Consider the following 20471-nt stretch of genomic DNA (forward strand, 5'->3'; position numbering starts at 1 on the left):
CTAGCTGATCACCGAACCATTCCCCATGGCTTCCTCGGGTTTCAGGAATACCAGTTTTCCGTCCGCGTCCTCCGCGAGCAGGATCATCCCCTGGCTTTCCACGCCGCGAAGGGGCCTGGGGGCCAGGTTGACCAGTACAGTAACCTGCTTGCCAATGAGTTCTTCGGGGGTAAAGTGCTGGGCAATGCCGGACACAATCGTCCGCTTATCGATGCCCGTATCCACTTTCATGACGATCAGCTTATCTGCTTTTGGCATCTTTTCGGCTTCCAGGATGGTACCTACCCGCATGTCGAGTTTTACGAAATCGTCGTACTGGATGGTTTCCTTTTGGGGGGTGACTGGGGTGTTCTCCATTTCGTTTTTCTTTTTGGTTGCCTCGAGTTTTTCCAATTGGGCCTCGATTTCGGCGTCTTCAATTTTGCGGAACAGGAGTTCGGACTGGCCAATCCGGTGCCCCGAGGGGAGCAGCCCGTCCCGGTCCGGGAGGGATTCCCATCCCAGAGGTTGCGCGAGCCCCTTCAGGTTCAGGATACCGGCGAGCTTGTCGGCGGTAAATGGCAGAAAGGGCCGGCAAAGCACGGCCAGGGCGGCAGCCACCTGCAGCCCTACGTAGAGGATGGTTGCGGCGCGGTCCGGGTCGTCCTTGACGACCTTCCACGGCTCCTCGTCGGCCAGGTATTTGTTCCCCAGGCGGGCGAGGTTGAGCAATTCCTGGGAGCCTTCCCGGAAGCGGAAGCGTTCCAGGCTATCGGCAATTTTTTCGGGGAAAGCCCGCATGGCCGCCAGGGTTTCCGTATCGTTGGCGGTCAGCTGCCCATGCTTAGGGACCGCCCCATCCACGTATTTGTCAGTCAGGACTACCACCCTGTTGATAAAATTCCCGAAAATCGCCACCAGCTCGCTGTTGTTGCGGGCCTGGAAATCCTTCCAGGTAAAGTCGTTGTCCTTGGTTTCCGGTGCATTGGCAGTCAGTGCATAGCGCAGGACATCCTGCATATCCGGGAAATCGATGAGGTACTCGTGCAGCCAGACCGCCCAGTTTTTGGAGGTGGACAGCTTTTGCCCCTCCAGGTTCAGGAATTCATTGGCCGGCACGTTGTCGGGCAGCACATAATCCCCGTGTGCCCGGAGCATGGACGGGAAGATAATGCAGTGGAATACGATATTGTCCTTGCCGATGAAGTGGAGCAGGCGCGTTCCCGGGTCCTTCCACCAAACCTCCCAGTCCGTTCCTTCCCGTTCGGCCCATTCCTTTGTGGAGGAAATGTACCCGATGGGGGCGTCGAACCAAACGTAGAGCACCTTCCCTTCGGCTCCCTTGAGCGGTACCGGGATGCCCCATTCCAGATCCCGGGTAACCGCACGGGGTTTCAGCCCTTCGTCGATCCAGGACTTGCATTGCCCGTATACATTGGGCTTCCAATCCTGTTTGTGGCCTTCCAGGATCCACTCCCTGAGAAAGTCCTCGTACCGGTCCAGGGGCAGGAACCAATGCCGGGTCTGTTTCAGCACTGGTTCGGCGCCGCTGATGGCCGACCGGGGGTGGATCAGGTCCGTGGCGTTGAGGGAGGAGCCGCAGTTTTCGCACTGGTCGCCGTATGCCTCCTTGTGGCCGCATTTCGGGCAGGTCCCCACCACAAAGCGATCGGCCAGGAATTGCCCGGCTTCCGGATCGTATAACTGGTCCGTGACCTGCTCCTGAAAATCGCCCTGTTCGTACAGGCGGGTAAAGAATTCGGAGGCTGTCTGGTGGTGGATGGGCGCGGAGGTCCGGGAGTAATTGTCAAAGGCTATCCCGAAAGCCTCAAAGGATTCGCGGATGACCCCGTCGTATTTGTCGATGAGCGCTTTGGGGGTAATGCCTTCTTTGGCGGCTTTCATGGGGATGGCCACCCCGTGTTCGTCGCTGCCACAGACAAAGAGCACCTCCCGCCCCCTCAGGCGGAGGTAGCGGCTGTAGATGTCCGCTGGCACGTAGACCCCCGCCAGGTGGCCGATATGGATGGGGCCGTTGGTGTAGGGGAGGGCTGCGGTAATGGTGGTCCTTGCAAAAGTGCCGTCGGCTGCAGACATAGGCTAGCGGTTAGGGCACAAAAATAACCAAATTTAACCCGTGCCGGCAAACGCCCTGTAAAGAAAAGCCCCCGTGACACTGGACAGATATGAATATCCGGGGCGTCCAGTGTCCGAGGGCATTACTTATGTGGTGGCAGGGATCAGGAAACCATGATCGACTTGGCCAGGAAACGGTCCTGGACGCCAATCCGGTAGATGTATTTCCCGGTTGCCAGGTGTCGGGGAACCCGGTTGCGTACGTCGATATCCAGGCTGCCTTCAAACACCATTTCGTTGAAGAGCGTGGCAATTTTCTGCCCCAGGATGTTATAAAGGGAGATATCGATCAGGCCGCTGAAGGGCATCTCCACATGGATAAATGGGTTGGATTCCGTCGGGTAGTACGGGCGGTGCACAATGGCATCGATCATGTCATCCGAGGGGTTTTCCCCGTTAGGGTCCATGGGATCCCCGGGCGTCGGGGGCGTTGGCGGGTCATCGCTGTAGGCAATGTCGGGGAAATCAGCGCCCGAACAATTGAAGCCGAGGTTCACCGGGTTGTAGGCATGTCCCAGCAGGTGCTGTTCCACCAGGGGGATGTCCACGCACAACCATTCCGCCAGTACGGTGGCGTACAGGTCGCGAAAGTCCATGGTATATTCCAGGTTGCCGCGGCTGTTGGGGTCCTCCAGGGATGGGTGGTCGCCCACAAAGGCGCTTCCGTTGAGCCCGGCCCCGAAAAACAGCGTGGGTGCTGCCTTGCCGTGGTCCGTCCCGTTGGAACCGTTTTCGTAGATCCGTCGGCCGAATTCCGAGAAGGTCATGCTGAGCACCTTGTCGTCCTGTTCGGTGAAGGTGAGGTCGTCGTAGAAATCCCTGACGGCCACCGAGAGGTTGGTCATCAGGCGCTCGTGGATCAGCGGCTGGTTCCCGTGGGTGTCAAAGCCCCCCATGGAGATCATGTACACGCGGGTGCCCAGGTTCCCCTTGATCAGGCGGGCCAGCAGGGCCAGTTGACGGGCAAAACCGTTGTCCTGGTATTCCACCTGGTTCTGTCCGCGCATATAGGCTTCGTGGATCAGTCCGGAATATTCATAAGTGGTATTCGCCACCCCGCGCAGGAAACGGAGCTGGTCCCCGTACATACAATTGTCAAAGAGGGCCGGATCCAGGCTGTACTGTACGCCGGACTCTGCAATTTCCTCCAGCTGGTTGATGTTGGAGGCGACAAAGGCGTAATTGGTTTCTTCTCCCTGGAATACCAGGTTGCCGTACTGCCCGATCTGGATGGCGGCCGGAGCAGCCGGGGGGTTGATCAGGTAATCCGGGTAGATGTTTTCAAAATATCGTCCCATCCAGCCCGTATCCAAACCGGAAAACCCGGTGGTGGTCAGGTCCGTGTTGGCGTAGATATCCGAACCGGTGAAATGGGAGAGGCTCTGGTTCTGGTAGCCCACCCCGTGGACGGCTTTGAAGGCGCCTTCCCCCCACATGGCCTCCAGGGCCTGCATGTAAGAGGGGACCCCGAATTCATCGGTCAGTTTCAGGACCTTGCTTTCGGGGATGTAGATATTGGGGCGCGCATTGGCGTAGGTGTCGTATTGTTCGATCGGGATGACCGTGCTCAGGCCGTCATTCCCCCCGGAAAGGCGGATGAGGATGAGGATACCGTCGCCTGGGGCATTGGCGATTGCCGCGGTCAGTGGGGATGGGGCCGATGCGGTGAGCAGGTTGCTGCCCAACATCATGGACCCTGACCCGGCAATGCCTAATGCCTGTAGGAAGGAGCGGCGACTCCAGACGATGTGCTCCTTGTCGTGGGCACTCGCTTTGTCTTTCGGGAGCGGTATATGGTTGTTGCACATAGTCGTAGGGATTATTTGAGTTGGAATTCGGGTTGGCGCGAGAGGTACATCAGGAGCAGGAACACCTGTTGGGGGACCTCCGGGCTCACGGCAAGCATCCAGAGGCCAAGTCCCCCGGGGATGTAATCGGATCCGTAATAATTTTCAGGAACATCCTCGATCTTGAAAACGTCCATGGCATTTTCGAAATCCTGGTCCGTCAGCAACCCCTTGGGCAGCAATTTGTCCACCAGGGCGCGCACCACCGTTTCCGGGTTGCTCGTATTGCTGTCGGCGGGGCCGACGGCATCCATGGCCAGGGTCCGGAATTGTTCCGCATTGTTCTGGTAAAAACCCTGGATCATGACTTCAATCGTGAGCCAGCGGCCGATGATAAAATTCGTGTTGATCCACTGGCGGTCCCGCTGCCAGCCGGCAACATCCACGGGCTCAAAGAGCTCCTGCCCGATCAGCCTGCTGGATTCGATGGCAAACGACAGGTTGGTGTCGTCGTAGGCAAAACCCGTTTCGTTGATAAAATTGAGGTAGTAATCAAAAGGGCTCTTGATGATAACCCCTATCGCATTGTCGTCAAAGAAATGCTGGCTTTTCAGCAGCTGGGAGACCACCGGGGCAAGCTCAAAGTTATTGGAGACAAAGGTACTCGCCATCCCCGAAATAATGGCCTGGGCATTCCCGGTGGCATCGTCTGAATCGGGGTGCACCAGGTATTCATAAAGTTTCCGGCAGATAAACTCGGCAATTTCATTGGCCCGCTGGTCGAAAAGGATGTCGATCACATCGTAATACCCCCAGGTGCCGGTTTGCCCCAGGATTGTTTTTGAGCCGGGGTCGAAGGTGGAAATATCAAAGGTCACCGGGTCCCACTGCTCTTCCCCCCGCTCGGTGTAGCCGCTGAGCGCCCGGGCGGTTTCGATGATATCCTGCTCGGTATAGCCGTTCCCTTCTCCCAGGGTAAAGAGTTCGTATAATTCCCGGGCATAGTTTTCGTTGGGGTTGTCCCCGTTGTTGTATGCGCCGTCCAGGTAATAGAGCATCGCATAGGTCAGGCCGATCTCGCTGACAAAGGTTTTGAAGTTCCCCAGGGCGTTCCGCTGCAGGCAGTCTGTATAATAGTAAAGGTAGGACGGACTGTTGTAGATTTCCAGCTCCGTCACGAAGTGGTTGCTCCAGAAAAAGCTCATCCGGTCCCGAAGGTTGTTGTCCAGGAGCGATTGCGTGTAGTCCAGCCTCCAGCTTGCGACCTGGCTGCGTGCTAATTGGCGTGCGGCATCGTCGTCGGCAGGGTAATTGAGTCGGTTCCAGTCCTGCCAGGCCGGGGCAGGCAGGGGAGGCAGGGAAAGGGCCCCATTGATAAGGTTGTCCACCAGGGCACCTGCAGATTGACCCACAGCCTGGTCCACGCTCTGAACCGAGGCGCTGAATCCGGCCCGCCTAAACAGGTGTTCCGCCCGGGTTTTATCCAGGGGGGTTGCATACGGCGTTAGTGGTGCCGTATTGCAATTCACGAAGTATTCCATAGTAGTTGCAGGCTTTAAGAACGTTCATGTGTTTAGGGGCTAATTCTTAACGCGCTTACAAACCGCTTAGTATGACATAAAATATATTTTCGTTGTAATGCTTTTTGAAAGTAAGGGGTTTGCTGGAAAATTGCGGTAAGCGACCCGATTTTTCGATGAAATGCAGGAATTATTCACAATTTGCCCAAGGGATGCCTGTTGAAACAACTGTTGATATCGGTTTGGAGGGGGAGGAATATGCGGTGGCGTATCTGAGGAAATCGGGGTTCCGGATACGTTGCAGGAACTACCGGTACCGACGGGCGGAAATCGATATTATCGCCGTTGAGGGGAGTACCCTGGTGGTCATCGAAGTGAAAACGCGGACCGGGGCATTTTACGAGGCGCTTTCGGACAGCATCTCCAGGGCGAAGATCCGGCGGTTGACCCGGGCGGCCGACCACTATGTGCGAAGCATCGGTTCAGACCTGGAAGTGCGATTTGACGTGATCCAAATAGTGCGGCACAACGGCCGGTACCGGTTGACCCACCTTCGGGATGCATTTTACTTCTTCCCCTAGTTGTTTGTTTTATAACAATTTGTTATTTTTGATTTCATCAATCAACCCGACCATGAAAACGATTTCCTCCGTAGTTGAACACTACATTAAAAAGAAGCCCTTTCTGCAAACCGCCCTGGCTCAGGGCATCATCAACCTGACCTCCCTCTCCCGGCAGGTGCGGCCTGAAATTGAGGCCCAGCTCGGGAAGGAAGTGCGCAACGGCGCCATCGTCATGGCCCTCAAGCGACTTTCGGACGACCTGGAATTCCGGGCCACCCACCGCATCGTAAAGGTGCTCAAGAATATCGGGGAGATCACGGTCCGCTCGTCCCTGACGGATTTTACCTTCCTGGTGTCGGAAACCATCCTCAGCAACCAGGGCCGCTTGCTCGAAGCGGTCAACCGGAATAAGGATGTGTTCTACACTTCCTCCCGGGGCGTCAACGAACTCAACATCGTGGTCAGCAACAGCCTGGATGCGGTGGTTGAGGACGTGTTCAGCGCGGAACGCCTGACCCAGAAGGCCGAAAACCTGGCATCCATTACCGTAAAACTGCCCGCGGAGAATGTATCGGTCCCGGGAATCTATTATTTCATCTTCCAGCGATTGGCCTGGGAAGGCATCGTACTGTACGAAGTGATTTCGACCACCAATGAGTTTACCATCCTGGTCGATGAAGAACAGGTAGACAACGCCTTCACCGTCATCAAGGACCTGAAGTCCCTCTGAGGCCCAGCGGCACCCACCTTTTCGGGGAGGTCCAACTATATGGTTTCCGGCAACTTCGGAAGGCTGCCCGTCAGTCGCGGATAAAGGATTCCAACCGCACCTCCACGGGCCCGGGCTCGCCTACCCGGCCCCCGGCTTCGATCACCGAATTCCCGTGCACGCTGATAGTGGATTTGATAAAATCGCCTTCCTCCGCCTTGTAGATATTCTCCACATACTTTTGCGGGTTCCGGTCGATATAGGGAAACCAGGTGCTGTGGATCTGTATCATGATCCGATGCCCCTTTTTGAAGGTATGCAGCACATCCTGCAACCGGAAGGTTACCTCTGAAACTTCCCCGGGCACAAAGGGCTCCGGGTTTTCAAAACTATTCCGGAACCTGCCCCGGAAGACCTCCGAACGCACCAGCTGCTGGTAGCCGCCCATCACGATATTGTCCGGGTTGTGTTCGTAATCCGGGTGGTCCTGTGGGTAGACGTCGATCAGCTTGACGATAAAATCCGCATCGCTGCCCGTCATGGATACATTGAGTTTGGCCAGGATTTCCCCTGCAATCGTACGGGGATCCTCCAGGGGGTCGGTTTCAAAGGTCAGCACGTCGGGGCGCCGGGAGGCAAACCGCTGGTCGTCGCTCATGAACCGGCGAGGCGTAAAGGTAAGGCCCTCGGTCTGGGAGGTATAGGGTACCGGCTTGGCAGGGTCGCTCGTATAGGCAAATACCGCATTTGGATCGGTGGGTTTCCCCAGCGAGAGCGAACCGTTTTCCCCGAAATACAGGGAGAGGGGTTCCACTTCCTCCGGTGGCCATTGCGCGAACCGCTGCCACTCGTTGGTCCCCGTATCGAACATGTAGGCCTCGGGAAGCGTCATCTGCCCTTCGTCCTTGAGGTAATAGTTGAAGAATTCCCTTTCGATCTCCCGCTGGTAGTGGGTGGAAATGCTGTCCCCGAAATAGATGTTGTTGTGGGTGGTCTGCCCGCGTTCGCGCGTCCAGCCACCATGGTCCCAGGGCCCCATCACGATCATATTTTTCGCTTCCGGGTTGTTGGCCTCTACGGTTTTGTAGATGTTCAGCGGACCATAGAGGTCTTCTGCATCGAACCAACCGCCCACCGTCATCACGGCATGGTCAATCCCTTTCAGGTGGGGCAGAATATTGCGTTTTTGCCAGAATTCATCGTAGTTGGGGTGCTCCACGATCTGGTTCCAGAAGAAATTGTCCTTGTGGTATTTCTCGGTGACATTCTTCAGTGGCCCCAGGCGCAGGTGGAAGTCATAGCCGTCGCTTGCCGGATCCTCGTAGAACCGCTTGTTTTTGTCCCGGTACCAGGGCTCCCGCGTACGATCCGGTTTCTGGTATCCGAAGACGGCGAAGGCGGCCGTATAGCTTTGTAGGTAGGCCCCCTGGTGGTGGAAGTCGTCGAAGAAGAAATCCGAAATGGGTGCCTGGGGGGAGGAGGCCTTCAGGGCAGGGTGGGCGTCCGGCATGGCGGCAGCCGTATAGAACCCGGGATAGGAGACCCCGTACATCCCCACGCGCCCGTTGTTGTTGTCGATGTGGTTGATGAGCCATTCAATGGTATCATACGTATCCGAACTCTCATCGATGGCCGAAGGGTCTCCCGGGTCGTTGCCGGGGATGTTCGGCGTCATGTTGTCGAAGGTCCCATCGCTCATATACCGCCCGCGCACATCCTGGTACGCCAGGATATACCCGTCGCGGATCAGGTAATCCGATGGGTAGCGGTTGACCTGGTAATCCGTATAGCCCGACGCATTGTAACAGGTGCGGTTGAGCAGGATGGGATAGGTGCGGCTTTTGTCTTTCGGGGTATAAACCACGGTGAATAATTCGGCCCCGTCCCGCATGGGGATATGGTATTCGGCGAGGTCGTAGTGCTGACGCATGTAGAGGGAGTCGATGGGCTCGGCACAGAACGCGCCAACCGACAGCAACAGGGCTGCCAGCGGGGGTAGGAATCTTTTCATGAGGTGGTTTTTAAGTGCGATCCTAAAGATAGCCAATTGCCGGACATCTCCGGCCCGTAATCGCTGGATTTCAGGCCTGGGGCACCGCCTGCCCTGCCAGGGGCTCCAGCGCCTCTGTCGCTTCCCGGACCGAAGTGACCCGTTCGAATACCAGCAGCAGTCTGAGGCCGTTCCGGGTTTGTTTCTCCCGGAGCCGGCCGCTTCCCGGATGGGACTGTACATACTGCAGGATACGGGTGAATTCCGGGCTTTGGTAGTAATCCGATTGTTGGTCGGCGATAAAGTAGCCCACGAGTTTGCCTTTTTTCATCACCAGTTTCTCCAATCCCATGGCCGTCGCCATCCACTTCAGGCGCACGGACCGAAGCAGCGCTTCCGCCTGCTCCGGCAACGGCCCGAAACGGTCAGCCAGCCTGGAGCGGAAGGCGTCGAGCGCCTCGTCGTCCGAGGCGTCGTTCAATTCGGTGTACAGGCTGAGGCGCTCGGATACATTGTTGATATAATCATCCGGGAAGAGCAGTTCAAAATCCGTGTCTATCTGGCACTCCCTGACATACCGGCGTTTGTTTTTGGTCTGGTCGGCGTACAGATCCCTGAATTCGTTTTCCTTGAGCTCATCGATGGCCTCTGCCAGGATCTTCTGGTAGGTTTCAAAGCCGATTTCATTGATGAAGCCGCTTTGCTCCCCGCCCAGCAGGTCGCCGGCCCCGCGGATTTCCAGGTCCTTCATCGCAATGTTGAAACCGCTGCCCAATTCGGTATACTGCTCCAGTGCCTCCATGCGCTTGCGAGCCTCCGGCGTCATCACCTCCAGGGGGGGCGTAATGAAGTAGCAAAAGGCCTTTTTGTTGCTTCGCCCCACGCGACCGCGCATCTGGTGCAGGTCGCTAAGCCCGAAATTGTTGGCGTTGTTGATCAGGATGGTATTGGCATTGGGGACATCCAGGCCGCTCTCGATGATGGTGGTGGAGACCAGCACGTCGAATTCCCCGTTCATAAAATCGAGCATCAGGGCCTCGAGCTTTTTCCCCTCCATCTGCCCGTGCCCGATCCCGATCCGCGCATCGGGGACGAGCCGCTGGAGCATGCCGGCAACCTCGGCGATGTTCTCAATCCGGTTATGTACAAAGAACACCTGCCCGCCCCGCTGGATCTCGTACCGGATCGCATCCCGGATGTCTTCCTCCCCGAAGCGGATTACCCGGCTTTCGATGGGGTAGCGGTTGGGAGGAGGCGTGTTGATTACCGAGAGGTCCCTGGCGGCCATCAGGCTGAACTGCAAGGTCCGCGGGATGGGTGTCGCGGTCAGGGTCAGCACGTCTATATGTTCCTTGAGGCTTTTGAGCTTGTCCTTCACCGACACCCCGAATTTCTGTTCCTCGTCCACGATGAGCAGCCCGAGGTCCTTGAATTTTACCTGCTTCCCGACAAGCTGATGGGTACCGATGACGATGTCCAGTTTCCCCTCGGCCAGGTTTTCCAGGAGCGACCGCCGCTCCCTGGTGCTGCGGAACCGGTTGAGGTAGTTGACGGTCACCGGCATGTCCGCCAGGCGTTCGCTGAAGGTCCGGAAGTGCTGGAAGGCCAGGATGGTCGTGGGCACGAGGACGGCTACCTGCTTGCCGTTATCCACTGCCTTGAAGGCGGCGCGGATGGCGACCTCCGTCTTGCCAAACCCGACGTCCCCGCAAACCAGCCGGTCCATGGGTCGCTCGCTTTCCATGTCCGCTTTTACCGCTTCGGTCGCCGTGCTCTGGTCCGGGGTGTCTTCGTAGATAAAGGACGCTTCCAGTTCGTGCTGCAGGTAGCTGTCAGGGGCATACCGGAACCCTTTCTTCATCCGGCGCTTCGCGTATACCTGGATCAGGTCGAAGGCGATTTTCTTGACGCGGGACTTGGTTTTGGCCTTGAGTTTCTTCCACGCGGCCGAGCCGAGCTTGTAAATTTTCGGGACGGTCCCGTCCTTGCCATTGTATTTGGCAATTTTGTGGAGGGAGTGGATGCTTACATAGAGGATGTCCCGGTCGCCGTAAACGAGTTTGATGGCCTCCTGCTGCTTCCCCTCCACGTCGATTTTCTGCAGGCCGCCGAATTTACCGATGCCGTGGTCGATATGGGTAACGTAGTCCCCGATTTCCAGCTTGTTCAGTTCCTGTAGCGTGATGGCCTGTTTTTTGGCGTACCCGTTGCGGAGGTGGAAGCGGTGGTAGCGCTCAAACAGCTGGTGGTCCGTATAACAGCTCAGGCCCAGTTCTTCCGACTGGAAGCCCTGGTAAAGCGGCATGACCAGGGTGGTATAGGGGACATCCCGGCCGATTTCCTCAAAAATATCATGGAAGCGCCTGGCCTGCTGTTCGGAGGAGCAGAACAGGTAGTTCCGCATCCCTTTCCCGTGGTTTTCCGCCAGGGTATCCCGGAGCCTGTCAAACTGCTTGTTGAAGGCCGGTTGGGGCTTTACGGAAACGCTGAGTTTCAGGGGGTCCTTAAACAGGGCAGGGTCCTTCCCGTCCAGGGCAACTACCCGGAAATGGGCCATTTCTTCCCGGAAATCCTTTCCGTTCAAAAACAGGTCCCCCGGTTTGGCATGGGCCAGCTCCTCGCCCAGGCCTTCGAAGGCCTCGCCCGCTTTTTTGAAAAGCTGGTCCAGTTTGGAAAAGCACAGCTCCGGTTGCCGGACCACCAGCAGGGTCTCCCCGGAGATATATTTCAGGAAACTCTCCCGGGCCTCGTGGACGATCTTGTCGGCTACGTTGGGCACCAGGGTGATCTTTTTATGCCGGGCCGTGGAAAGCTGGGTTTCCACATCAAAGGTGCGGATACTGTCCACATCATCCCCGAAAAATTCCAGCCGATAGGGTTCGTCGTGGGAAAAGGAGAACACATCCACGATCCCGCCACGGACGGAAAATTCCCCGGGCTCGGTGACAAAATCCACCCGCTTGAAATGGTATTCAAAAAGGGTTTCGTTCAGGAAATCCAGGGAGAGGTTATCGCCGAGTCGCACCTTGAGGGTATTGCGTTTGAGTTCCTTGCGGGTGACCACCTTTTCGAAAATTGCGTCGGGGTAGCTGACAATCAGGGCCGGCTTTTTCCGGGAACTGATCCTGCTCAGAACTTCGGCTCGCAGCAGCACATTGGCATTGTCGGTTTCGGCTATTTCATAGGGGCGCCGGTAGCTGCCCGGGTAGAAGAGGACATCCCCCTGCCCGAGGAGTTCTTCCAGGTCGTTCAGGACATAGGCGGCTTCTTCCTTGTCGGCCATCAGCACCAGGCAGGGGCGCTGCTGGGCCAGGAAGGTTTCCGCAACGGCAAAGGAAAGGGAGGAGCCGGAAAGGCCGTCCAAGGCCACCGTTGCCCCATCACGGGCAATAGCTGTCTGCAGGTCCCCGAAAAAAGGGGCCTGTCTGAATCCCTCGCGGATCGTTTCCAGACTCAAAGGCAAATTTTTGTGCAAAAATAGGGGCCCGGATGCAAGCAGCCAATTTTTAGAGCGTGTTTGACTGGTTTTTCCGGTTTCCGTGGGTAAAGCGCTGCCTGAATTTCTCCATGGGGTTGGTCGCGCGGTTCCGGAAACCGTGCCATGCTGCGAGGATCCCGAGCAGGGCGGTACCCGCCAGGGGCGTGTAGAGCAGGAACCCGGATGCCTCCCGGTGGCGTACCGCAATCGCCAGCAGCGCCCAGGCCCCGACCAGGGCAAATTCCCGCATGTTGCGGCTAAGCACCATAAAAACGTTCAGGGCGATGGCCACCAGTATCAGGGCCACGGTCCAGTTGATCGCGCCCAATCCCCATCCGTCCCAACCCATGTAATTGAGGTAAAGGGCGGCATTGGCAATGGCCGCAACTGAAATCCAGCTGGAGTAGAGGCATATCGGCCACCACACATAGGCGATGGTGCCGATGGGCGCATCCCAGCGCTCCATGTTCAGGCGGCGGATGATTGCGATGAGGCAGGCCAGGAGGGCAAACATGATCAGCAGGGAGGTCCCGATCCATTCCCGGGTGAATACCACCACCCAGGCGGCATTCAGGATATTGGCCCCGATAAACCAGGGGGCTGACCGGGCGATGTATTCGTTCCCCTGGCTGTAGCGGTGGCTCCGGTAAATGCTGTAACCGGCAAACCCCAGCAACCCTAGGAAAATCAGCCCCCAGATGGAGAAGGCATAGCCGGCCGGGGTAAAAAGGGTGTCGAATTTCCGGCTGATTTCCCCGACGGTGGGATAGGGCCAGGCACCGGATTGGGAAGCGCCGTTCACCCCCAGTACCAGAAATACCGACAACAGGTTCAGGTAGGATAAGGTCTTGTCCATAGGCAATTTTTAACGGGTGTGTTTATGGGGTGGGCCCTGTTTGTTCCACGGCCAGGGGCACCACGGCGTCCCCGGTCAGCGCAAAGAACTGGTCCCCGGGTTCCGGGTCCAGGGCATGGGTGCCCGTGAAAGCGCCGAATGCGGGGAGGATCAGTTGGTTGGCCCTCAGGTGGAAGCAGGGCAGGCGCAGGGTCTGGCGACCGGCACCTCCAAGGCGAACGGCCGGGTGGATATGCCCTGCAATATTGAAACGGCCGGGGGATTTTTCCGGGTGGTGGGTGAGCCGGAAGGGCCCGGTTTCCAGATGTTGGAACAATTCAAAACCGAGGGCTTCATAGCGCAGGGGCGAAATGATGTCGTGGTTGCCCACAATGAGTTGCAGGCGCGACCCGGTTTCCCGCGCCCACTTTTCGAACAGGTCCCATTCCCGGTTCACGTGGGAGTGGAACAGGTCCCCGAGGAAACACAGGGTCCTTGGCTGGAATTGCGTACAAATCCTGCTGAGGCGGTCAAAATTCCGGAGCAGGGCTTCCCTGGGGACCGCTGCCCCGTATTTCCGGAAATGCATCACCTTGCCCAGGTGCAGGTCGCTGAGCAGGAGGGTGGATTGCGCCGGCCAGTACAGGCCGCCCCAGGGGTGGAATTCCACGGATTCGCCGGCAAGATCCAGGGAGTGCGTCATGTGCCCAAAGATACCCATTAGCCGGTAAAATCCTATACGGGTCCGGTCATCGCCCTCCTCGGGTCAGGATGCGGGTCATCCGCCTGATCCGGTCGGCCAGTTTTTCACTGGAGAGTTTTTCCCGCAGCCGGTCTGTGATGATCGGGAAGGAAAAAGGGGTAAACCTTTCGCAGGCCTTCCATACGATTTCCTGTCGGGAGATGCGTTCCAGGGCCAAGCGCAGGCGCCCCTCCTCTAGCTGGTGTTCAAAGGTTTCGCGGAAGGCCTGCCGGAAGAGGAGGTGGTCGGGCTCATAATCCCTGAAGACTTCAAATAGCAATTGGGAATTGCTCTGCAGGTGTTTCATCTTGATCCCTTTTTTGGGGTACCCGGAAAAGACCAGGCCGCTGATCACGGCGATGTCCCGGAATTTCCGCCGGGCCATTTCCGTGGCATTCAGGCTTTTCTGCAGGTCGTCCAGGAGGTACTCCGCGCTGAAGAGATCGTTGTCCAGGATCATCTGAATATCCATTTCCCGGTCGGACAGCAACTCAAACCCATAGTCGTTGTAGGCCAGGGAAAAGGTGATGGGCGACAACAGGCTGATGCGATAGCTCAGCAGGCTGGCCATGGCTTCGTGGACAAAGCGGCCCTCGAAGGGGTAGAACAGGTGGTGGAATCCCTCCCGGCTTTGGAAGGTCTCGATCAGGAACTGGTCGGGCCCGGGGACGATGCTCTCCAGTTTCTGCCGCTCAAAAAGCGGGGCCAGGGATTGAATTTCAAGGGATTGCTGCCCTCCGGGCAGCGCATGGGAATAGAGTTCTTCCCGGAGCAATTTGGACATCTCGCTCGACAGGGTCAGCCGCCCGCCCATCCAGCTGGGTACCCGGGAGGTTTTCTTGCTGGAATTCCGGACCTGGGCCACCATTTCCCGGATCCGGATGAACTCTAGGTTGCGCCCTGCAAAGGTGAATACGTCCCCGGGTTTCAGTTGGGAGATGAACCATTCCTCAATGGTGCCGATATACCCCCCTTTCTGGTATTTGACCGTCATATGGGCGTCCCCCACAATAGTGCCGATCTGGAACCGGTGCCGCATGGCCACCCCCCGGTTGGTCACCCTGAACAACCCGTCGGGCAGCACTTCTACCTTTTTATACTCGTCATAGGTGGCCAGGCTCTGGCTGCCCATGACCAGGAAATTCAGCAGCCATTCCCACTCCTCACGGCTCATGGCCTGGTAGCAGAAGGTCCGGCTGACTTCCCGGTAGATCTCCTCCGGGCGGAACCCGTCCGAAACGGCCAGGGTGGTCAGGTACTGTACCAACACGTCGTAACTGCCCAGGTAGGGGATGCGGTCCTCCACCGCCTGCTCCCGAACCGCCTGTTGGAGGGCGGAAGCCTCGATCAGCTCCATGGCATGGGTGGGCAGGAAGTAGATAACGCTCTCGCGTCCCGGGCGGTGGCCGCTGCGCCCCGCCCGCTGCAAAAATCGGGCAACCCCCTTGGGGCCCCCGATTTGTACCACGGTTTCCACCGGGGCAAAATCCACGCCCAGGTCAAGGCTGGAGGTACAGACCACTGCCCGTAGGCTTTCGTTCCGGATGGCCTGCTCCACCCAGTTCCGGGTCTCCTTGTCGATACTGCCGTGGTGCATGGCGATGTCCCCGGCGAGTTCCGGGTGTTTTTCCAGGATCTTCTGGAACCAGATCTCGCATTGCCCGCGGGTGTTGGTAAAGAGCAGGGTGGTTTTACTGGCCTGGATGATGGGGATGACGTGCTCCAGCAGGTGGAGCCCCAGGTGTCCCCTCCAGGGAAAGGTCTCCATGGTTTCCGGGATGATGCTTTTCACCGTGATCTTCTTGTCCAGGGCGGCCCGGATAAGCACGGAATTCACCAGCGCCTCCGAATCCGGCCCAAGCAGCACCTGCCGGGCCTGCTCCAGGTTCCCGATGGTGGCCGAAATGCCCCAGATCCGCAGGTGGGGGCAGATGGTCTTCAGGCGGGAGAGCGCGAGTTCCATCTGCACCCCCCGCTTGCTGCCGAGCAATTCGTGCCATTCGTCCACCACGATCGCATAGCAATCCCGGAACAGCTGGTGATACCCCTTGGTAGCCAGCAAAAGCTGCAGGCTTTCGGGCGTGGTGATCAGCAGGTCCGGCAATGTCTTGCGCTGCCTGGCGCGCTCTGCATTGGAGGTGTCCCCGGTCCGGATCCCGACCTCGAAAGGGATTTCCAGGTCCCTGGTGATCCGTTCGGCCGATTGCTGGATCTCCCTGGAGAGGGCACGCAGGGGGGTGATCCACAGGGCTTTCAGGCCCTTTTTGTGCTGTTTCCTGAAATTTGGCTGTTGTTGCATATGGTGCAGCAAAATGGGAAACCAGAGCGCATAGGTCTTCCCGCTCCCCGTGGGGGCGTTGAGCAACCCGTGGCGTCCCTCCAGGAAGGCCTTCCAGGTTTTCTGCTGGAAGGGGAAGGGTTCCCAGCCCTGCCGCTCGAACCAATCGACGGCAACTCCCATCAGGGCATTTGGATTTTTCGGGGTTGGGGCCATGGTTAGGGGATCATGTTTTCGAGTTCCCGGAGCGTGTTGGCCTCCGAGATCGGTTTGTCCTTCCGCCAGCGCACGATCCGGGGGAAACGGGTGGCAAACCCGCTCTTGTGCCGTTTGGAGCGCGCGATGCCCTCGAAGGCAATTTCGAATACGTGCTCGGGGGTAACCGAGCGCACCGGCCCGAACCGCTCCAGGGTGTTTTTCTTGATCCAGGCATCTACCTGCCGGAATTCGGCATCCGTCAGGCCCGAATACGCCTTGGCAAAAGTAACCAGTTCCCTTTCCCCATTTTCCTTTTCCTCCCAGAGCGCAAAGGTGTAATCGGTAAAGAGGTTGCTGCGCCTGCCATGGCCGCGCATGGCATAGGTGAGCACGGCATCCACGGTGAGCGGGTCTACCTTCCACTTCCACCAATCCCCTTTTTTGCGGCCTACCCCGTACGCGGAGTCCTTCCGTTTGAGCATCAGGCCTTCGCTCCGCCTTTCCCGGGATTCCCCCCGCTCCCGGTGGGCCGCTTCCCAGCTGCCGACTTCCAGGGTAAGTGAAAGGTCTATGGGCATCCCCGGGTCCGCAGCCAGGGGCTCGATGAGCGGGTCCAGCAAGGCGCGCCTCGCCTCAAAAGGTTGTTCGCGCAGGTCGCGTCCCTCCCATTCGAGCAGGTCATAGGCGCGGAGGATGACCGGGACCTTCCGGAGCAGGGCAGCCCCTACCTTTTTGCGGCCGAGGCGTTTCTGCAGGTCGTTGAAGGTACCCACCTTCCCTTTCGGAAAGGGCAGGATTTCCCCGTCCAGGACCGTGCCATCCGGCAGCGTTTCGGCCAGGGGGGCAAATTCCGGGTAGCTTTCCGTGATGAGTTCCTCCCCCCGGCTCCACAGGAACATGGTGCCACTTCGGACAATCAGCTGTGCGCGGATGCCATCCCATTTGTGTTCCATCAGCCAGTCCCCGGGGGCACCGAGCGCCTCGGGTGTTTCCTCGATGGCATAGGCCAGGTAGAACGGGTAGGGCCGGGACTGGTTTTCGGACTCCTGTTCCTCCAGGACCAGTTGGCGGAAGCTGCTGGCGGCCGGGTCCCAGTTGCCCATCAGCCGGAAGGCAAGCAGGTCTTCTTCCACGCCGGTTGCCTGGGATAGGGCCCTGGTCATCAGTTTCTGGCTGATGCCGATGCGAAAGCCGCCCGTCATCAGCTTGGTCAGCACAAACCGCTCGTAATAACCCAGCTTTTGCCAGTGTTCGGTGAGGTAGGCCTTTTTTTCATGTTCCTCCCTGTCCTTGAGGTAGATCATGTCCAGGAGGTAGTCCTGCAGGGAGCGGTTGTGGGATTCCTCCCCACCGGTCCGGGGGATGACCAGGGCAATGGTTTCGGCCAGGTCCCCCACGATATGGTAGCTCTCCTCAAAAAGCCAGAGGGGGATTCCGGCCAGTTCGGACGCCCATTCGCGGAGCAGGCGCGTATTCACGGGTCGGGGCGGCCGGCGGTGGGAAAGGATGGCGATGGTCCATACCTTATCCGCATCCGGGGCGTCCCGGAAGTAGGCACTCAGCGCTGCCACCTTGGCATTGGTCTTGTTGGTGGCATCCAGGGTCCTTATGAGTTCGGCGAATTCGTTCATGGGCCCTCCTGTGTATCGTTTTCCGAGGTTTCCCCCTCGTACTGGGTCTCCGCCGTCCGGGCATCGTACCCTTTTTCGCTGAGGAATCTCGAGAAGATATCTGCGTACCCGTGGGTACAAATGATGCGCTCGGCCCCGGTAGCCTCGATACTCTCAACGAGCCCCTGCCAGTCGCAGTGGTCACTAAGTACAAAACCCCGGTCCACGGCCCTCCGCCTCCGGGCCCCACGGAAAGCCATCCAGCCGCTGGCTGCGGCAATTTCGTACGGGACCATCCTCCGGATCCAGGCGCTGCCATGGGCGCTGGGAGGGGCCAGGACCAGGTTTCCGTTTATCGCTTCCCGGGAGGTATCGGGGGTAATGCGGACCGTCGCCGGGAATTCCGCCAGTGGGCGGAGGACTTCTGTCATGTTCTCGATGGCCCCGTGGGTATAGATCGTGCCGATCCCGGGGTCCAGCCCGCGGAGGAGGCGTTGTGCTTTTCCCAGGGAGTAGGCGAGCAGAACGGAGGTTTTGCCGGCTTCCCGGTTGGCCCGCCACCAGGTGTTGATATCGTTTAGCACCTCCTGTTGGGGGCGCCATTTAAAGGCGGGCAGCCCGAAGGTGCATTCCGTAATGAAACTGTGGCAGCGGACCGGTTCAAAAGGGGTTGCCAGCCCGTCGTCCTCCGATTTGTAATCGCCCGAAAATACCCAGACCTCCCCTCTGTATTCTGCGCGGATCTGGGAGGAGCCGATAATATGGCCGGCCGGGTGGAAGCTGAAGCGCACCCCGTTGACCGTAGTTACCTCTCCCCAGTCACGCCCGCTGACCCGGATGTTTCCAAGGCGGTGCCGGATAATGGGGACGTTCCTGTGATGGGTGATATACTCCTGGTGGCCCGGGCGGCTGTGATCGGCATGCCCGTGGGAGATCAACGCGCGTTTTACGGGACGCCATGGGTCCAGGTAAACGTCCGCGGGCGGACAGTAAATGCCCTTGTCCGTAAATTCCAGCAGGGGTTTTTCCATAGCCCGGTGAAGTTACGGAATTCTCTTTATTGGCCGATCCCCCATCCGGTATCCGGGGGTGCCGGCCGTCTCGGCGTCCCGGGCCGGAATATGGCGGGATTCGGTGGTAATTCCCTCGAAAAAGGAATATATTTGCAGGGATAAACCCTGTGCAGACTATGCCCATTCTAGACCTATACAACCACTCCGAGAAGCGCCGCAACCTGGCCCATTTTGCAGCCATAGCCTCCCTTGCGGCCGTGGACGGTGCGGTAAACCCGTCGGAAAAGGAAATCCTGGACCGATTTGCCAACAAACTCAACATCACGGACGCCGAATACAAGGAGGTGATGAAAAAGGAGAACAAGTACCCGATCGAGGCCCCCTTCGAAATGGAGAAGCGCTATGAGCGGTTGTTCGATTTTTTCCGGATCATCTTTTCGGACCACGATATCGACGAAGAGGAACGCGACCTGGTCCGGAAATACGCCATTGGCATAGGCTTCAGCTCCAAAAAGGCCGAAGAGGTTCTCAACCGCTCCATTGAGATTTTCCGCGGAAGGATCCCGTTTGAGGATTACCTGATGCTGATTGAGAAAAAAGGATAGGGGTCAGGCGTAGCGCGCCATAAAGGATTCCGCTTTTTCCACCATTTTCCGGCTCCCGCAAAAGAAGGGAACCCGCTGGTGCAATTCTCCCGGCTGGATTTCCAGGATCCGCCCATACCCGTCCGAAGCCTTGCCTCCGGCCTGTTCGGCCAGGAAAGCAATGGGGTTGCACTCGTAGAGGAGGCGGAGTTTCCCGTTGCTGGCCTTGCTGCTTTTCGGATACATGTAAATGCCCCCCTTGATCATGTTGCGGTGAAAATCCGATACCAGGGAGCCGATGTAGCGGGAGGTATAGGGCCTGTCTTCTTCTTCCATCTGGCAATATTTGATATAGTCCTTCACCCCCTGGGGGAAATGGATATAATTCCCCTCATTGACTGAATAGATAGTCCCGGTGTCCGGGAACTGCATGTTGGGGTGGGACAGGTAAAACGTGCCGATGGCCGGGTTCAGGGTAAACCCGTTGACACCGTGGCCCGTGGTGTAGACCAGCATGGTGGAGGTGCCGTAAATGATGTACCCGGCTGCAACCTGGTTGACCCCGGGCTGCAGGAAATCCGCGAGGGTAACCGGGGAACCGATCGGGGTGATCCGGCGGTAGATGGAGAAGATGGTGCCTACCGAGACATTCACATCGATGTTGGAGGAACCGTCCAGGGGGTCGATCAGGACCACGTATTTGTTCTGGTGCTGCTCATCCTGGGAATTGATGGGGATAAATTCGTCTTCTTCCTCCGAGGCAATGCCGCAGACGATCTCCCGGTTCTGCAGGGTTTGCTTGAATTTTTCATTGGCCAGCACGTCGAGCTTCTGCTGGTTCTCCCCCTGGATGTTGGTCTCCCCCGCGGCCCCCAGGATATCGACCAGGCCGGCCTTGTTGACCTCGTGGTTCACCACTTTGGCCGCCAGTCGGATCGCGTTGATGAGTTTGGACAATTCACCGGTCGAGTACTGGAATTCGGTCTGGTTTTCGATGATGAATTCACCCAGGGTCTTGTTTTTCTTCTGCATCCGCTCTTGTGAGGTGT

At 58.0% G+C, this 20471-nt stretch carries 14 protein-coding genes; 3 read left to right on the forward strand and 11 right to left on the reverse strand.

Annotated elements, in window-relative coordinates:
• The 3 genes from metG to H7F20_RS04105 all read right to left on the reverse strand — a co-directional run bounded on the left by metG (nt 1) and on the right by H7F20_RS04105 (nt 5443).
• The gene (metG, locus tag H7F20_RS04095; RefSeq protein WP_185784847.1) at nt 1–2076 is read right to left on the reverse strand and encodes a methionine--tRNA ligase; all 2076 of its coding nucleotides are present in this window, start codon (nt 2074–2076) and stop codon (nt 1–3) included.
• 143 nt (nt 2077–2219) lie between these two features.
• Nucleotides 2220–3923: a DUF1501 domain-containing protein gene (locus H7F20_RS04100; RefSeq protein ID WP_255443982.1), complete on the reverse strand. Its 1704-nt coding sequence runs from the start codon at nt 3921–3923 to the stop codon at nt 2220–2222.
• 11 nt (nt 3924–3934) lie between these two features.
• Nucleotides 3935–5443 carry a DUF1800 family protein gene (locus H7F20_RS04105; RefSeq protein WP_185784848.1) on the reverse strand — a complete coding sequence of 503 codons (1509 nt, stop codon included), beginning with the start codon at nt 5441–5443 and terminating at the stop codon, nt 3935–3937.
• A 191-nt stretch (nt 5444–5634) separates the two neighbouring features.
• On the opposite strand from H7F20_RS04105, the gene H7F20_RS04110 reads away from it, so the two are divergent.
• Both H7F20_RS04110 and H7F20_RS04115 read left to right on the forward strand, forming a co-directional pair.
• Nucleotides 5635–6003, forward strand: a complete 369-nt coding sequence (locus tag H7F20_RS04110; protein WP_185784849.1) for a YraN family protein — start codon at nt 5635–5637, stop codon at nt 6001–6003.
• Between the two features lie 52 nt (nt 6004–6055).
• Nucleotides 6056–6715 carry an aspartate kinase gene (locus tag H7F20_RS04115; protein WP_185784850.1) on the forward strand — a complete coding sequence of 220 codons (660 nt, stop codon included), beginning with the start codon at nt 6056–6058 and terminating at the stop codon, nt 6713–6715.
• Between the two features lie 70 nt (nt 6716–6785).
• Here the strand turns inward: H7F20_RS04115 and H7F20_RS04120 are convergent, their stop codons facing one another.
• The 7 genes from H7F20_RS04120 to H7F20_RS04150 form a co-directional block, all read right to left on the reverse strand.
• Entirely contained in the window at nt 6786–8705 is a 1920-nt protein-coding gene (locus H7F20_RS04120; RefSeq protein WP_185784851.1) for a CocE/NonD family hydrolase, read from the reverse strand.
• 70 nt (nt 8706–8775) lie between these two features.
• Nucleotides 8776–12141, reverse strand: a complete 3366-nt coding sequence (gene mfd / locus H7F20_RS04125) for a transcription-repair coupling factor (RefSeq protein ID WP_185784852.1) — start codon at nt 12139–12141, stop codon at nt 8776–8778.
• 49 nt (nt 12142–12190) lie between these two features.
• On the reverse strand, nt 12191–13018 hold the full coding sequence (locus tag H7F20_RS04130) for a tryptophan-rich sensory protein (protein WP_185784853.1): 828 nt from the start codon (nt 13016–13018) through the stop codon (nt 12191–12193).
• Between the two features lie 22 nt (nt 13019–13040).
• Nucleotides 13041–13700: a ligase-associated DNA damage response endonuclease PdeM gene (gene pdeM / locus H7F20_RS04135; protein WP_185784854.1), complete on the reverse strand. Its 660-nt coding sequence runs from the start codon at nt 13698–13700 to the stop codon at nt 13041–13043.
• Nucleotides 13701–13746: 46 nt separating this feature from the next.
• A complete protein-coding gene (locus H7F20_RS04140) occupies nt 13747–16233 on the reverse strand; it encodes a ligase-associated DNA damage response DEXH box helicase (protein ID WP_185784855.1) in 2487 nt (828 codons plus the stop codon).
• 2 nt (nt 16234–16235) lie between these two features.
• A complete protein-coding gene (locus tag H7F20_RS04145; protein WP_185784856.1) occupies nt 16236–17846 on the reverse strand; it encodes an ATP-dependent DNA ligase in 1611 nt (536 codons plus the stop codon).
• Nucleotides 17843–18856, reverse strand: coding sequence for a ligase-associated DNA damage response exonuclease (locus H7F20_RS04150; protein WP_185784857.1), 1014 nt, complete (start codon nt 18854–18856; stop codon nt 17843–17845). Before H7F20_RS04150 ends, H7F20_RS04145 begins: the two co-directional genes overlap by 4 nt.
• A gap of 158 nt (nt 18857–19014) precedes the next feature.
• Here H7F20_RS04150 and H7F20_RS04155 point away from each other — a divergent pair, with 158 nt between their 5' ends.
• Nucleotides 19015–19443, forward strand: a complete 429-nt coding sequence (locus H7F20_RS04155) for a TerB family tellurite resistance protein (RefSeq protein WP_185784858.1) — start codon at nt 19015–19017, stop codon at nt 19441–19443.
• A 3-nt stretch (nt 19444–19446) separates the two neighbouring features.
• Here the strand turns inward: H7F20_RS04155 and fbp are convergent, their stop codons facing one another.
• Complete coding sequence (gene fbp, locus H7F20_RS04160; RefSeq protein ID WP_185784859.1) at nt 19447–20454, reverse strand: class 1 fructose-bisphosphatase; 1008 nt, start codon at nt 20452–20454, stop codon at nt 19447–19449.
• Nucleotides 20455–20471 lie beyond the last annotated feature (17 nt).

This window comes from Robiginitalea sp. SC105, from assembly GCF_014243345.1.
In the GTDB taxonomy this organism is placed as follows: Bacteria; Bacteroidota; Bacteroidia; order Flavobacteriales; family Flavobacteriaceae; genus Robiginitalea.

Coding starts and splice junctions, on each gene's coding strand:
- pdeM (WP_185784854.1), bottom strand. CDS start 13,700: ATGACGCACTCCCTGGATCTTGCCGGCGAATCCGTGGAATTCCACCCC.
- H7F20_RS04130 (WP_185784853.1), bottom strand. CDS start 13,018: ATGGACAAGACCTTATCCTACCTGAACCTGTTGTCGGTATTTCTGGTA.
- metG (WP_185784847.1), bottom strand. CDS start 2,076: ATGTCTGCAGCCGACGGCACTTTTGCAAGGACCACCATTACCGCAGCC.
- H7F20_RS04145 (WP_185784856.1), bottom strand. CDS start 17,846: ATGAACGAATTCGCCGAACTCATAAGGACCCTGGATGCCACCAACAAG.
- H7F20_RS04120 (WP_185784851.1), bottom strand. CDS start 8,705: ATGAAAAGATTCCTACCCCCGCTGGCAGCCCTGTTGCTGTCGGTTGGC.
- H7F20_RS04140 (WP_185784855.1), bottom strand. CDS start 16,233: ATGGCCCCAACCCCGAAAAATCCAAATGCCCTGATGGGAGTTGCCGTC.
- H7F20_RS04100 (WP_255443982.1), bottom strand. CDS start 3,923: ATGTGCAACAACCATATACCGCTCCCGAAAGACAAAGCGAGTGCCCAC.
- H7F20_RS04115 (WP_185784850.1), top strand. CDS start 6,056: ATGAAAACGATTTCCTCCGTAGTTGAACACTACATTAAAAAGAAGCCC.
- H7F20_RS04155 (WP_185784858.1), top strand. CDS start 19,015: ATGCCCATTCTAGACCTATACAACCACTCCGAGAAGCGCCGCAACCTG.
- H7F20_RS04105 (WP_185784848.1), bottom strand. CDS start 5,443: ATGGAATACTTCGTGAATTGCAATACGGCACCACTAACGCCGTATGCA.
- fbp (WP_185784859.1), bottom strand. CDS start 20,454: ATGCAGAAGAAAAACAAGACCCTGGGTGAATTCATCATCGAAAACCAG.
- H7F20_RS04110 (WP_185784849.1), top strand. CDS start 5,635: ATGCCTGTTGAAACAACTGTTGATATCGGTTTGGAGGGGGAGGAATAT.
- H7F20_RS04150 (WP_185784857.1), bottom strand. CDS start 18,856: ATGGAAAAACCCCTGCTGGAATTTACGGACAAGGGCATTTACTGTCCG.